This window comes from Comamonas sp. 14P8.1.4, assembly GCF_057799285.1.
In genome coordinates, this window is record NZ_JBYOKN010000001.1 from 857,961 (window position 1) to 871,203 (window position 13,243).

Annotated in this window: 13 protein-coding genes; 9 read left to right on the top strand and 4 right to left on the bottom strand. The window is 59.3% G+C overall.

The features are described from left to right. Window positions 1–963, top strand: coding sequence for an alpha-E domain-containing protein (locus tag AC27VO_RS03990; RefSeq protein ID WP_488665388.1), 963 nt, complete (start codon window positions 1–3; stop codon window positions 961–963). 79 nt (window positions 964–1,042) lie between these two features. On the opposite strand, the gene bfr is transcribed toward AC27VO_RS03990, so the two are convergent. Then, window positions 1,043–1,525 (bottom strand): bacterioferritin, encoded by a 483-nt coding sequence (bfr, locus tag AC27VO_RS03995; protein WP_488665389.1) that lies wholly within the window; start codon window positions 1,523–1,525, stop codon window positions 1,043–1,045. A 228-nt stretch (window positions 1,526–1,753) separates the two neighbouring features. Between bfr and ahpC the strand changes: the two genes are divergently transcribed. Beyond that, on the top strand, window positions 1,754–2,317 hold the full coding sequence (ahpC, locus tag AC27VO_RS04000) for an alkyl hydroperoxide reductase subunit C (protein WP_488665390.1): 564 nt from the start codon (window positions 1,754–1,756) through the stop codon (window positions 2,315–2,317). Between the two features lie 97 nt (window positions 2,318–2,414). Next, a complete protein-coding gene (ahpF, locus tag AC27VO_RS04005) occupies window positions 2,415–3,971 on the top strand; it encodes an alkyl hydroperoxide reductase subunit F (protein WP_488665391.1) in 1,557 nt (518 codons plus the stop codon). Between the two features lie 319 nt (window positions 3,972–4,290). On the opposite strand, the gene AC27VO_RS04010 is transcribed toward ahpF, so the two are convergent. Next, entirely contained in the window at window positions 4,291–4,521 is a 231-nt protein-coding gene (locus AC27VO_RS04010) for a hypothetical protein (RefSeq protein WP_488665392.1), read from the bottom strand. A 30-nt stretch (window positions 4,522–4,551) separates the two neighbouring features. Between AC27VO_RS04010 and AC27VO_RS04015 the strand changes: the two genes are divergently transcribed. From AC27VO_RS04015 to AC27VO_RS04040, 6 genes are all read left to right on the top strand, one after another. Next, the gene (locus tag AC27VO_RS04015) at window positions 4,552–5,655 is read left to right on the top strand and encodes an ABC transporter substrate-binding protein (RefSeq protein WP_488665393.1); all 1,104 of its coding nucleotides are present in this window, start codon (window positions 4,552–4,554) and stop codon (window positions 5,653–5,655) included. 3 nt (window positions 5,656–5,658) lie between these two features. Then, complete coding sequence (locus tag AC27VO_RS04020; protein ID WP_488665394.1) at window positions 5,659–6,579, top strand: LysR family transcriptional regulator; 921 nt, start codon at window positions 5,659–5,661, stop codon at window positions 6,577–6,579. Continuing rightward, window positions 6,576–7,403, top strand: coding sequence for an ABC transporter ATP-binding protein (locus AC27VO_RS04025; RefSeq protein WP_488665395.1), 828 nt, complete (start codon window positions 6,576–6,578; stop codon window positions 7,401–7,403). Before AC27VO_RS04020 ends, AC27VO_RS04025 begins: the two co-directional genes overlap by 4 nt. After that, window positions 7,404–8,210, top strand: coding sequence for an ABC transporter permease (locus AC27VO_RS04030; RefSeq protein ID WP_488665396.1), 807 nt, complete (start codon window positions 7,404–7,406; stop codon window positions 8,208–8,210). 137 nt (window positions 8,211–8,347) lie between these two features. Beyond that, window positions 8,348–9,319 carry an isopenicillin N synthase family dioxygenase gene (locus tag AC27VO_RS04035; protein WP_488665397.1) on the top strand — a complete coding sequence of 324 codons (972 nt, stop codon included), beginning with the start codon at window positions 8,348–8,350 and terminating at the stop codon, window positions 9,317–9,319. A gap of 383 nt (window positions 9,320–9,702) precedes the next feature. Continuing rightward, window positions 9,703–10,725, top strand: a complete 1,023-nt coding sequence (locus AC27VO_RS04040) for a helix-turn-helix transcriptional regulator (protein ID WP_488665398.1) — start codon at window positions 9,703–9,705, stop codon at window positions 10,723–10,725. 48 nt (window positions 10,726–10,773) lie between these two features. Here AC27VO_RS04040 and AC27VO_RS04045 read toward each other — a convergent pair whose 3' ends face one another. Beyond that, entirely contained in the window at window positions 10,774–11,739 is a 966-nt protein-coding gene (locus AC27VO_RS04045; RefSeq protein WP_488665399.1) for a tripartite tricarboxylate transporter substrate binding protein BugE, read from the bottom strand. 231 nt (window positions 11,740–11,970) lie between these two features. Beyond that, entirely contained in the window at window positions 11,971–13,227 is a 1,257-nt protein-coding gene (locus AC27VO_RS04050) for a CaiB/BaiF CoA transferase family protein (protein ID WP_488665400.1), read from the bottom strand. Window positions 13,228–13,243: the final 16 nt, after the last annotated feature.

Below are 13,243 nucleotides of genomic sequence, written 5' to 3' on the forward strand. Positions count from 1 at the left end.
ATGCTCAGCCGCACCGCCGATCACCTGTTCTGGATGTCGCGTTACACCGAAAGAGCAGAGAACACCGCCCGCATGCTGAATGTCAGCTACGACACCTCCATGTTGCCAATGCGCCCGGAAGACGCCACGCGGGCCTGGCAGGGGGTGTTGTCGATCAGTGAGCTGATTCCCGCCTACCAAGCCAGATACCGCGAGATCACGCGTGACAACGTGCTGTACTTCATGGCAGCGGATGAAACCAACCCCGCCTCCATCGTCGCCTGCTTGCGGGCTGCGCGCGAAAATGCCCGCGCGGTGCGTGGCGCATTGACGACCGAGGTCTGGGAAACTCAAAACCAGACCTGGCTGGCCTTGCGCAAGCAGCTCAGCGACGGGGCCTTGGGCAAAGACCCGGGCCAGTTCTTTGAATGGGTGAAATACCGCTCCCACCTGTCGCGCGGGGTGGCGCTGGGCACCATGCTGCAAGACGAGGCCTTCAACTTCTTGCGGCTGGGTACCTTTCTGGAGCGTGCCGACAATACTGCGCGTCTGCTGGATGTGCGTTTTCATGCCTTGCAGCGTGACTACCATGGGGTGGATCCGCTGCGCAAAGGGGTGCAGCAGTTCGACTTCTACCACTGGAGTGCCTTGTTGCGCAGCGTCTCGGCCTTTGAGGTCTACCGCAAGGTCTACCGTGATGTGATTACGCCGGAGCGGGTGGCCGAACTATTGGTACTGCGCGCTGACATGCCGCGCTCATTGCACGCTTGCCTGCGCGAGGTGGTCTTTAACCTCAAAGCGGTAGCGCATGAAGGGGCGATAGACAGCCAGCGCCAGGCCGGGCGTTTGCTGGCGGATTTGCAGTACAGCCGCATTGATGAAATCTTGGACACCGGCCTGCATGCCTACCTCACGCAGTTTCTGGACCGGGTCAACCAGCTGGGTGAGTGCATTACCAAGGACTATCTGGTGCCGGAGTTGTGAAGGCGGTGTGCCCACCATCAAAAAACGGAGCTTGAAGCTCCGTTTTTTATGGCTGCGATGACGCTGGCGTGTGCTGGGGTCAGTGCGCTTCTGCTTCGCCCATCTGGGTTTGCAGGTAGTTCTGTACGCCAATTTTCTCGATCAGGTCGAGCTGGGTTTCGAGGAAGTCGATGTGCTCCTCGGTGTCATCCAGAATCTTCAGCAGCAGATCGCGCGAGACAAAGTCGTGCGCAGCTTCGGCCGTTTGGATACCGGCTTTGATGGTGGCCTGGGCGGCTGTTTCCAGGTTCAGGTCGCACTGCAAGGCTTCTGGCACGTCTTCGCCGATCTGCAGCTTGCCCAGATCCTGCAGATTGGGCAGTCCGTCGAGCATGAAGATGCGGTCCATCAGCCAGTCGGCGTGCTTCATCTCGCCGATGGATTCTTTGTATTCAATCTTGGCCAGCGCATCCAGACCCCAGTGCTTGTACATGCGGTAGTGCATGTAGTACTGGTTGATGGCGGTCAATTCGTTTTTGAGTTGTGCTTGCAGAGCTGCAATGACTTGCGGATCGCCTTTCATATGGGGCTCCTTCTTGTAGTGGGGGTTGTGGGGCGTATTGTCAAGGATCGCAGCGACTTTATAGCGGATGCCCACACTGCTGCGGATTGGCTGCGGCTGAGGTTGAGTTGCGTTTGTATCTTTTAATAGTTTTTAACGATCTAGTTGATTGTCTCAATTGATTGGGGTTATCCATTGTAAGGCTTTAGACTACAGGCTGTATTTCGCCGGATCACATAAGGAAACAACATGTCTGTTATCAATACCGTTATCAAGCCTTTCCAAGCTTCCGCGTTCAAGGATGGCAAGTTCATCGAAGTGTCCGAAAAGGACGTGCTGGGCAAGTGGGCTGTGTTCTTCTTCTACCCTGCCGACTTCACTTTCGTTTGCCCTACCGAACTGGGCGACGTGGCTGACCACTACGCTGAATTCCAGAAGCTGGGCGTGGAAATCTACTCCGTGTCCACCGACACCCACTTCGTGCACAAGGCATGGCACGATTCTTCCGACACCATCGGCAAGATCAAGTACACCATGCTGGGCGACCCAAGCGGCGTGATCACCAACAACTTCGAAAACATGCGCCCTGGCGTTGGCCTGGCTGACCGCGGCACTTTCATCGTTGACCCCGATGGCGTGATCCAAGCTGTGGAAATCACTGCTGAAGGCATTGGCCGCAATGCAGAAGACCTGCTGCGCAAGGTGAAGGCTGCTCAGTACGTGCGCAACCACCCCGGTGAAGTGTGCCCTGCTAAGTGGAACGAAGGCGATGCCACATTGGCTCCTTCGTTGGACCTGGTTGGCAAGATCTAATTCGATTGCCCAAGAAAAGCCTGGGCGTGGCCCGGGCTTTTTTTCAACCATGCAATCTCAGGCTATCAAAAAAGAATTTTATTAGGATTTGACTATTATGCTGGACGCCAATCTCAAAACCCAACTGAAGGCCTACCTGGAGCGCCTGCAAAAGCCCCTCGAACTGGTAGCTACTTTGGACGACAGCAAGGCGGCTGGCGAGATCAAGTCCTTGATGGCCGATCTGGTGGCGCTGAGCGACAAGATCACCGTGGTCGAGAAGAACGACCTGAACGTGCGCAAGCCCTCGTTCGCCATCAACAACCCTGGCGTGGAAACTGGCGTGCGTTTCGCCGGTGTACCTTTGGGCCACGAATTCACATCCCTCGTGCTGGCGCTGCTGCACGTGGGTGGTCACCCTTCCAAGGAAGCGTCTGACCTGCTCGAACAAGTCAAGGCCATTGATGCGCCTTTGAACTTCGAGACGTACTACTCGCTGTCTTGCCACAACTGCCCTGATGTCGTTCAAGCCTTGAACCTGATGTCGGCGCTGAACCCCAAGATCACCCACACCGCGATCGACGGCGGCCTGTTCCAGGACGAAGTCAAGGACCGTGAAGTCATGGGCGTGCCCACCGTGTTCGTGAACGGTGAGCGTTTTGGCCAAGGCCGCATGGAGCTGGCCGAGATCGTCACCAAGGTCGACACCGGCGCTGCTGCCCGTGAAGCCGCCAAGATTTCCGCCAAGGAAGCGTTCGACGTGCTGGTGGTCGGCGGTGGCCCTGCTGGCGCCGCTGCAGCGATTTACGCCGCTCGCAAGGGCATCCGCACCGGTATTGCTGCCGAGCGTCTGGGTGGCCAGGTGCTGGACACTGTGGACATCGAGAACTTCATCTCGGTCAGCAAGACCGAAGGCCCCAAGCTGGCTGCGGCCATGGCTGCCCACATTCGTGACTACGAAGTGGACATCATGAACCAGCAAGCTGCGACCAAGCTGGTGCCTGCTGCCACCGCTGGTGGCCTGATCGAAGTGCATACCGCTTCGGGCGCTGTGCTCAAGAGCAAGACCGTGATCCTGTCCACCGGTGCACGCTGGCGCAATATGAACGTGCCCGGTGAGGACCAGTACCGCGCCAAGGGCGTGATGTTCTGCCCCCACTGCGATGGCCCCTTGTTCAAGGGCAAGCCCGTGGCCGTGGTCGGTGGCGGTAACTCCGGTGTGGAAGCAGCGATTGACTTGGCCGGCTTGGTCAAGCACGTGACGCTGTTCGAATTCAACGGCGAACTGAAGGCCGACGCCGTGCTGCAAAAGAAGCTGCACAGCCTGCCCAATGTGACCGTGATCCTGAACGCCCAAACTACCGAAGTGAATGGCGACGGCAAGAAGGTCACCGGTATCACCTACAAAGACCGTGTGACCGAAGAGAGCAAGACCGTGGCGCTGGACGGCATCTTTGTGCAGATCGGTTTGCTGCCCAACACCGAATGGCTTAAGGGCACCGTGGATCTGACCCGCTTTGGCGAGATCGAAATCAACGCCAAGGGCGAGACCAATGTGCCGGGCGTGCTGGCTGCCGGTGACTGCACCAACGTGCCGTACAAGCAGATCATCATCGCCACCGGTGCGGGCGCTACCGCCGCGCTGTCGGCTTTCGATCACCTGATTCGCCATTGATGTCTCATTAGCAAAATTGGCCTCTAGCGCTTATTTGGTAAGCGCTGGTAGCTACCAAAAAGGACTGCATTCGCAGTCCTTTTTTTATGCCCATCTTCGGCGTTCACGCGCACCGCGTAGTGTCTGGGCTGCGTTGTGGCACCAGCGCGATACCTCTCGATGGGGGCGTGGGGTGCCCTGATGCCGCAGTGGGTTGAGGGGATAAGCAATGAGGCTGCAGGAACCCATCAGTGCAGAAAAAAGCGATGCCTGACATCGCAAACAAATATAGGGTGAACCCTTGTTTTGAAGCTGTTTGCGCTAGGCAAACCACGGTCATTCAAAAGTGCGTTTTTTCGATAAATGCAGCCAGATTGATGATTTTTATGGCCGCATAGTGGTTGCTTGCTTTGGTTTTGATAGCTGCGTGCCATCCCGTGTGGGCAGTGGCTGTGCCTGGTGATGTGGGGCAGTCAGGCGCTGCACGGTGAATTTTTGAAAATTCTAATTTTTGGAATTTATTGCTGCAAAAACGATGCTTTTTGAGAATAAATGAAGGTGATCCAATCACAGTCTTTCCTCACTTGCTTTGATCTAGGTTATGAGTTTGCAGAAAATCTCCACGATCGCCGCCGCCGTTTTCGCTTTGGGTCTGGCTGGTGCCAATGCCCAGGCCAAAGATGCGCCCGCCTTGCAAAAGGTCACGATTGGTCTGGGCAGCCAGGTGCTCAACGTCACCTATCCCTGGCTGATGATGCCGATTGCGCTGGATTACTGGAAGCAAGAGGGCTATGACGTCAATGTCATCGGCGTATCGGGCTCCGGTCAGGCGCTGCAGCAAATGGCCGCTGGCGGTCTGGACTTTGCCCAGCTCAACTCCATCAACCTGGTGCAGGCCAAGTTTGACAACAAGATTCCCGTCAAGGGCGTGATGGGCAATGGCGTGATCGACTGGGGCATGGGCGTGCCAGCCGGCAGTCAGCTGCAATCGATCCAGGACTTGAAGGGCAAGAAGATTGGTATCGTCAGCCTGGCGACCGGTGGCTACCCCTTGCTCAAGGGCGTGCTCAAGTCCCATGGCATCGATCCGGACAAAGATGTACAGATCATTGCCGTAGGCGCAGGTGCGCCAGCGCTGGATGCGCTGAACAACGACCGTGTGCAGGCCCTGATGTTCTGGGGTTCGGCACTGGTGGGCTTTGAGAATGCGGGCACCAAGCTGCGCGTGATTCAGCCTGCCGAGTGGATGAGCTACCCCGACTTCACGCTCAGTACCCTGGACAAAACGTTGCAGACCAAGCCGCAGATGGTGGAGGCGATTGTGCGTGGCGCGGCCAAGGCCACCGTGTTTGCCATGGCCAACCCCGCCTGCGTGCGTGAAATTCACTGGAAGAAGTTCCCCAGCACCAAGCCCACGGGCGCCGACGAAGCCACATTGGCCAAGTGGGACCTGGCGTTGTTGCAGGGCCAGCTCAAGTCCATGCAGCAAGCCTTCCAGATCAACGGTGCAGAGCTGGTGGGCAACCTCAAGCCGCAGGCTTATCAAAAGTTCCAGGATTTCCTGGTGCAGGAAAAGCTGGTGAAGAACACCGCGGGCCAGCCTGCCGACTATCTGTTGCAGGACCCTGAGTTCTTCCGCAAGGTCAATGCCTTTGACAAGGCGCAGATCATTCAGCAAGCCAAAGACTGCAAGCTCCCAGGCTAAGCCATGCTGAACGCCACGGCATTGCGCTACTTTCTGGAGGTGTACCGGCAGGGCTCATACCGCGCAGCGGCGGAGCACTTGTTTGTGGCCCCGTCCGCCATTTCGCGGCAGATCATGCTGCTGGAGGACGAGGTGGGCTCGCCCCTGCTGGAGCGCAGCCGTGGCAAGAGCATCTTGTCGTTGACGGCTGCTGGCGAAGTGCTGGTGCGCTACGCGCGCCGCATGGAGCAGGAGCTGGAGAAGACCAAGTCCGACATTGAGGCCTTGAGCGGCATGAAGCGCGGCAAGGTGCTTTTCGGGATTCCGGAAACGTTTTCGCGCGACTTCATTCCGCAGTTTTTGGCCCAGTTCAACAGCAAATACCAGGGCATCACCTACCACGTGCATGTGGCAGGCACGCCGGAGCTGCTGGAGATGGTTGCCAATGACGAGCTGGATGCGGCCATGACGTTCAACGCCTCGGTCAATCCCGATATCCGGGTGGTCTACCAAAAAAAGCTCAGCAGCCATGTGCTGGTGCCAGAGGGGCACCCGTTGTTCGAGCGTGACAAGCTGGCTCTGTCCGACATTGCTGAATATGGGATTGCGCTGCCTGACCGCCATATTGGCTCGAAAGTGGCGTTTGACCAGATGTTTCGCAAAGCCAGCATTCGCCCGCACACGGTGCTCACCAGCAACTCGTATGAGCTGCTGCGCAGCGCCTCCATGGCGGGGCTGTCGCTGGCCATCGTGAACCAGCACATTGGCTATCCGCTGCAAGGCAGCCATGCCGTGCGCTACATCCCGCTGGTGGACCAGCGCGCCGAAAGCATTCATTTTTCCCTGTGTGTGCACCAGGGGCGCACGCTGCCTGTAGCAACGAGCACTTTCATTACGCACATCGTCGAAGAGCTCAATCAGCTCGACGCGTTTAAGAACCTATGAGCCATTCTGTTCCCCCCACGAGCGCCAGCCCCACAGGTGATGGCGCACACGGCACGCCGTCGTTTGAGTTCGTCAATCTCAACAAAATCTACCGCACGCAGGACGGGCAGTCCATCACGGCCTTGCAGGACGTGAATTTCTCGGTACCCCAGGGGCAGTTTCTGACCGTGGTGGGCCCCAGTGGCTGTGGCAAAAGCACGTTGCTGCGCATTCTGGCGGGCATCTCCAACCCCACCAGCGGCGAGGTGCGCATCAACGGCCAGCGCTCCAGCGGCCCGCAGCACAACATTGGTGTGGTGTTTCAGGCGCCGGTCTTGCTGCCATGGCTCAATATTTTGGAAAACGCGCTGGTGCCCGCCAAGATGCAAAAGCGCGATCTCAAGCAAGCCACCGAACGTGCTATGCACTTCATCGACATGGTGGGGCTGGCAGGTTTTGAGAAGAAGTACCCCAAGGAGCTGTCGGGCGGCATGCAGCAGCGCGTGGGTATTGCCCGTGCGCTGGTGAACAAGCCGGAGATTTTGCTCATGGACGAGCCATTTGGCGCACTCGATGCCATGACACGCGAGACCATGAACAACGAGTTGCTGCGCATCAAGGAAAAGAGCGGGGCGACCATCATGCTGGTCACGCACAGCATTCCGGAGGCGGTGTACCTGGGCGAGCGCGTGGTGGTCATGTCGCCACGCCCTGGCCGCGTCACCGAGATCATGGCGCTGGATCTGCCTGCCGACAAAGACCTGTCCATCATCAATTCCAGCCGCTTTGGCGACTATGTCAGCGCCATCCGTCAATCCCTTAACGCCGCCGGAGGCCTGGATTAAATGAGCACCCGTAAAACCACCTCCGTCATCGATAACCCCCTGCACACCCGTTTGTTGATCGCTGGATTTTTTGTCTTTGTCATGGCTGCCTGGCACTTTCTGGTGCAGTGGCTGGAAGTCTCTCCCATCATCTTGCCGGGCCCGCTGCCTGTGTTTGAAGCGTTTTATACAGGCATGGTCAGCGGTGAGTTCTGGCCCCATATCCAGGTGACGCTGTTTGAAATTCTGGCGGGCTTTGCCATCGGCTCGGCAGCTGGTTTTGCGCTGGGCCTGCTGATTGGTCAGAGCAGGTTGATGGAAGCCATCCTCTACCCGTACGTGGTGGCTTTTCAGACCATGCCCAAGGTGGCGATTGCGCCGTTGTTTGTGGTGTGGTTTGGCTTTGGTGAAACGTCCAAGATCGTGATCACCGCAGCCATTGTTTTTTTCCCGCTGCTGGCCAACACCATTGTCGGCTTGCGCTCGGCGCCCAAGGATCAAATTGATCTGTTTCGCTGCGCTACGGCCAGCGAGTGGCAGATCCTGCGCCACCTGCGTCTGCCACATGCCTTGCCCTATGTGTTTGCGGGCCTGGACATCGGCATTGTGCTGGCCGTCATTGGTGCGATTGTGGGTGAGTTTGTCGGCGCCCAGGCCGGTCTGGGTTACCTCATCTTGCAGCGCAACTTCTCGATGGATACGGCCGGTGTCTTTGCCATCTTGATCGTGCTGTCCATCATTGGTCTGGTGCTGCACGCCATCATGAAACGCATTGCCAAAAAGACCGTGTTCTGGAGCGAGGCGAACAACCCGCTGTCCGACTCCTAAGCCGCCGCGCCAGCGCGCTGCTTCTGCGCCCCCTTTGCGCCCTTTTGCCCCCGCCAGATGGCAGACCGGTGTGGCCTGCTGTGGGGGCGTGCGTTCTCTTTTTCTTGAATTTTTTCACAACAACTCAAGGACACCACATGCAACAAGCTCCCCGCCAGGCTTCGGCCACAGAAGTTCCTGTCCTCGATATGTCCGAGTGGCTCGCCGGTGGCAGTCCGGATCAACTGGTGCAGGCGCTGCACAGTGCCTGCATGGGCACCGGTTTTTTCTACATCAAAGGCCACGGCATGCCGCAGTCGGTGCTGGATAACGTGTTCAGCGCCACCCAGCGTTACTTTGCCTTGCCGCAAGAAGTGCGCATGCAGCACCGCATGGACGAAAAATTCCGCCGTGGCTATATGCCTTATGGCGTGAACCAGCACCCGGGCTATGCCCCGGACATGAAGCACAGCTTTGACTTTGGCACGGACTTGCCACTGACCGACCCGGATGTGGCCGCAGGTCTGCCGCTGCATGGCCCTAACCAGTGGCCCGCAGATCTGCCCTGGCTGCGCGAAGCAGCCGAAGCGTACTTTGAGCACACGACGGTGATTGGCCACCAGCTGCTGAAAATTTTTGCGCTGGCGCTGGAGCAGGACGAGAACTTCTTCCTGCAGTGGACACGCAAGCCCATGATGCAGACGCGCCTGTTCCACTATCCGGCGCAGGACGTGAACGGTGAGATCAGCCATGGCGTGGCCCCACATACCGACTACGGCATGATCACCATCCTGGCCCAGGACCCAATTGGTGGCCTGGAGCTGTTGCTCAAGAGCGGTGAGTGGATTGCCGCCCCGTACATTGAGGGCACGCTGGTGGTGAATCTGGGCGATTTGTTCAAGGTCTGGACCAACGACAAATTTGTCTCCAACCTGCACCGCGTGTTCAACCGCACGGGCAAGGAGCGCTATTCCATTCCGACCTTCTTCAATCTGGACTACCGCACCCCGGTGGCCTGCTTGCCCAACTGTGTATCGGAGACCAACCCGGCCAAGTACGCGCCCATTTTGGCGGGCGACTATCTGGTCAGCCGTTTTCGTGATGTGCAGAAGTTCAAGGCAGGTGCTTGATAAGAAGAAAAAAGTGCTCTAGCCCTGATGTGGGCTATGCATGCTGCTATGGAAAAAAAAGGACTGCCCCGGCAGTCCTTTTTTTGTGGTGTGTGTGCAGTGCTCAATACGTCCAGGTGCCACTGGCGAGTCACCGCTGACAGTCACCCCAGATTCGCGCTGGACAAGCGGGGAGATGCTCTGGGGCTGCAGGTATTGCGGTGTCACCACGGTGCGGCCAGTGGCTCCCATTTGCGCTTGCCTGTTGCTGATCACGGTGCAAGGCGTGTGGGTATGACAAAGTGTAAAATTAAAAGAGAATCATTCTTGTTTATTAAATTGCGCAGCAGGTATATGAAATGAATTCCAGCTCTGGTTTTGCATCTGAAGGATCTGATAAAGCCTTGAGCACCTCGGAGGCGGTGCTGCTGCACCGCAGCGGCCGTGTGTCTTGGAAGCAGCTGGCAGATTCGGTGCAGGTGTTTGGCAGCGAATACGTGCGCAACTTTGCCGAGCGCGACGATTGCCTGCTGCTGGGTGAGATGAAGGTGCGCGAGCTGGAGCCGGGCCTGCTGCTGTACCGTACACAGGTGGTGGATCAGTGCGAAATCCGCACCTCCAATGTGCTGCTGCCCAGCTTGAAGCTGCTGATCTTGCTCGATGGGTGCATGCATGTGCGCTATGGCAAGCAGTGGCTGCTGCTGGATGCCACACAGGGCCCGCGCGGGTTCATCGTGAATCTGGCGCAGCAGGATGTCTTCATGCGCCAGTGGCAGACCGGGCGGCATGAGCGCAAGCTGCTGCTCAGCTGCAGCCCGCAGTGGCTCGGCCACAAGGGGCTGCTGGAGTGCGTGCCTTGGCTGCAGCAGCACCTGGCATCTTCGCGCTGGCAGCCTAGCCGCAAGGCGATTGCGCTGGCAGAGCAGCTGCACCATGAAGCCGAGCAATGCGGTGAGGCCGACGGCCTGCAGCGCCTGTCCTGGCAGGCCAAGGCGCAGGCCTTGCTGGTCGAAGCCCTGGGCTGTGTGCGCGACAAGTCCGTGGCCGATGGTGGCAGTGAGGCTGCCCCCCTGGCATCCATGGTGCCGGTGGGACTGTCGGTACAGGCGTATCGCAATCTGGTGGCGCTGCGCGAGTGGATGGCCACCCCGGCCAGCGATGGTCTCGGGCTGGAAGAGGTGGCCCGCCATGCGGGCATGAGTGCCACCTATTTGCGCCGGCATTTTGCGGAGGTGGCGCACGGGCAATCGGTGGCGCAGTTTTTGCGCGCCCAGCGGTTGCAGCGCGCCAGCCAGGCGCTGGAGCGCGAGGGGGTATCGGTGCTGCGTGCCGCAGAGATTGCGGGCTACAGCAGCGTCACGCACTTTGCCAAGGCGTTCCGGCACGCTTATGGCTGTGCGCCTTCCCAGTGGCGCACTGGCGCGTAAAAAAGCCCCGCAAGCGGGGCTATGTGCGAAGCCTGAGGAACCCAGGGCTTAGTCCATGGTCAGCTTTTGCTTGTCCACGACTTCCTTGTAGGCCGTGTATTCAGCCTTGATTTCCTGGGCAAACTTCTCGGGCGTACCGGCCACGATCAGCGAGCCACTGTCCTCAATGCGCTTGCGCACGGCAGGGTCCTGCAGGGCTTTGTGCACGGCGGCGTTGATTTTGGCCACGATCTCCTTGGGCATGCCCTTGGGGCCGACGATGCCGTAGTAGGCCATGCGGTTCACGCCAGGGGCGCCCACTTCGGCCAGGGTTGGCACATCTGGCAGCACGGCCAGACGCTGGGGCGCGGCGACGACCAGTGGCGTCAGGCGCTTTTCCATCACAAAGGGATGGGCCGAGGGGTAGTTGTCAAAAATCAGCGGAATCTGACCGGCCACGGCATCGTTGAGCGCAGGGCCCGATCCACGGTAGGGAATGTGCTGTATCTGGGTGCCTGTGGCCAACATGAACATTTCCATCATCAGGTGACCGATGGAGCCGGTGCCGGGCGAACCAAACGAATGCTTGCCGGGGTTCTTCTTGATTTCTTCCAAGAAGGTCTTGTAGTTTTGACCGACGAACTTGGGGTTGGCGGCAATGATGTTGGGCGTGGCCGCGATGTTCACGATGGGCGTGAAATCGGTGAACACGTTGTAGGGAATCTTGGGGTTGATCGCTGGGTTGGTGGCGGTGGTGGACACCGTGGCCAGACCCAGGTTGTAGCCATCGGCTGCCGCGCGGGCGGTTTCAGCCGCACCGATGGCACCGCCGCCACCGCCCTTGTTTTCCACGATCACGGGCTGGCCCAGCTCGCGGCCCAGGGGGTCGGCAATGACGCGGGCCACCAGGTCGGTGGTGCCGCCAGCGGCAAAAGGCACCAGCAATTTGATGGGCTTGGTGGGGTAGCTGGCTTGGGCGTGTGCAGTGCCCAGGGTCGCCAGGGCCGCCAGTGCAATCAGGGAACGACGCTTCATAGTGAATCTCCTTCTCGTTGTTGTCGAATACGAAGGGTGATCCTAGAGAGGGAAGCGCGGCAGATGTAAGATTTTCCTACTTGAAAACCCTGGTTCAAGGGTAAGCGCTAGCTATGTATTTTGGCTTTTGTGCTTGCGGTTGTGCCTGGCGTGAAGAAGCCATTCCTGAAACACTTTGGCTGCAAAAAACACCCCGGGGTCGCTGCAGGGTGCAGCGGGCCCCAGGGCGGGTTAAATCACTTGCGCGGCGCGCAATGCGCTCACGCTGTCGGGGCTCAGACCCATGTCGCGCAGTACTTCTTCGGTGTGCTGGCCCAGCGCCGGTGGTGCGCTGCGGTAGGTCACCGGGGTGGCAGACAGGCGCATGGGGTTGGCCACGGTGGCCACTGGGCCCATGCCGTCACCCGCTGAGCGCGGCAGGGTCTGCGCAATCCCGCGGTGGCGCACCTGGGGGTCATCAAACGCCTGGGCCACGGTGTTGATCGGGCCGCAGGGCACGGCCTTGTCTTCCAGCAGCGTGATCCAGTCTTGCGTGCTGCGCGTTTGCATCAGCGGCGTCATCCGCATCAACAGGTCAGAGCGGTTTTGCACCCGCGCGGTATTGGTGGCAAAGCGTGCGTCGGCGGCCCAATCGGGGTGACCCACGGCGGCGCAAAAACGGGCGAACTGGCCGTCGTTGCCAATGGCCAGCAGCACATTGCCGTCGTTGGTCTTGAAGTCCTGGTAGGGCGCCAGGCTGGGGTGGATGTTGCCGGCGCGACCCGGGGCTTGGCCTGTGGCCAGGTAGCCCGCAGCCTGGTTGGCAAGCACGGCCATGCCTACGTCCAGCAGTGCCATGTCGATGTACTGGCCTTCGCCGCTGCCGTTCTTGGCACTGTCGCGGGCGTTGAGCGCGGCCAGGATGGCGTTGCTGGCATACAGACCGGTGAACACATCAATCACCGCCACGCCCACCTTCAACGGGCCGCCGCCGGCTTCGCTGTCGGCATGGCCGGTGATGCTCATCAGCCCGCACATGGCTTGCACCATCAAATCGTAGCCCGCGCGCTCGGCGTAGGGGCCGTCTTGGCCAAAGCCGGTGATGGAGCAGTAAATCAGCTTGGGGTTGATGGCTTTGAGGCTTTCGTAGTCCAGCCCGTATTGCGCCAGGCCGCCCACTTTGAAGTTTTCCACCACCACATCGGCATCGGCCGCCATGCGGCGCAGCAGGGCCTGCCCTTCGGGGTGGGCCATGTCCACGGTGATGGAGCGCTTGTTGCGGTTGCAGGCGGTGAAGTAGCTGGCCTCGCGCGTGTCGTTGCCTTGCGCGTCCTTCAGGAACGGAGGGCCCCAGTGGCGCGTGTCGTCACCGGCCACTGGGCGCTCGACCTTGATCACGTCAGCCCCTAGATCGGCCAGCACCTGCGTGGCCCAGGGGCCTGCCAGTACGCGCGACAAATCCAGCACCTTGATGCCGCTCAGGGCTGCCTGGGTACGGGAATGGGACATAACTTTCCTTGAGGGA

Excerpts from the sequence above, each read along its gene's own strand:
- AC27VO_RS03990 (WP_488665388.1), top strand. The coding sequence starts at position 1 with ATGCTCAGCCGCACCGCCGATCACCTGTTCTGGATGTCGCGTTACACC.
- AC27VO_RS04050 (WP_488665400.1), bottom strand. The coding sequence starts at position 13,227 with ATGTCCCATTCCCGTACCCAGGCAGCCCTGAGCGGCATCAAGGTGCTG.
- AC27VO_RS04030 (WP_488665396.1), top strand. The coding sequence starts at position 7,404 with ATGAGCACCCGTAAAACCACCTCCGTCATCGATAACCCCCTGCACACC.
- bfr (WP_488665389.1), bottom strand. The coding sequence starts at position 1,525 with ATGAAAGGCGATCCGCAAGTCATTGCAGCTCTGCAAGCACAACTCAAA.
- ahpF (WP_488665391.1), top strand. The coding sequence starts at position 2,415 with ATGCTGGACGCCAATCTCAAAACCCAACTGAAGGCCTACCTGGAGCGC.
- AC27VO_RS04035 (WP_488665397.1), top strand. The coding sequence starts at position 8,348 with ATGCAACAAGCTCCCCGCCAGGCTTCGGCCACAGAAGTTCCTGTCCTC.
- ahpC (WP_488665390.1), top strand. The coding sequence starts at position 1,754 with ATGTCTGTTATCAATACCGTTATCAAGCCTTTCCAAGCTTCCGCGTTC.
- AC27VO_RS04015 (WP_488665393.1), top strand. The coding sequence starts at position 4,552 with ATGAGTTTGCAGAAAATCTCCACGATCGCCGCCGCCGTTTTCGCTTTG.
- AC27VO_RS04020 (WP_488665394.1), top strand. The coding sequence starts at position 5,659 with ATGCTGAACGCCACGGCATTGCGCTACTTTCTGGAGGTGTACCGGCAG.
- AC27VO_RS04025 (WP_488665395.1), top strand. The coding sequence starts at position 6,576 with ATGAGCCATTCTGTTCCCCCCACGAGCGCCAGCCCCACAGGTGATGGC.
- AC27VO_RS04045 (WP_488665399.1), bottom strand. The coding sequence starts at position 11,739 with ATGAAGCGTCGTTCCCTGATTGCACTGGCGGCCCTGGCGACCCTGGGC.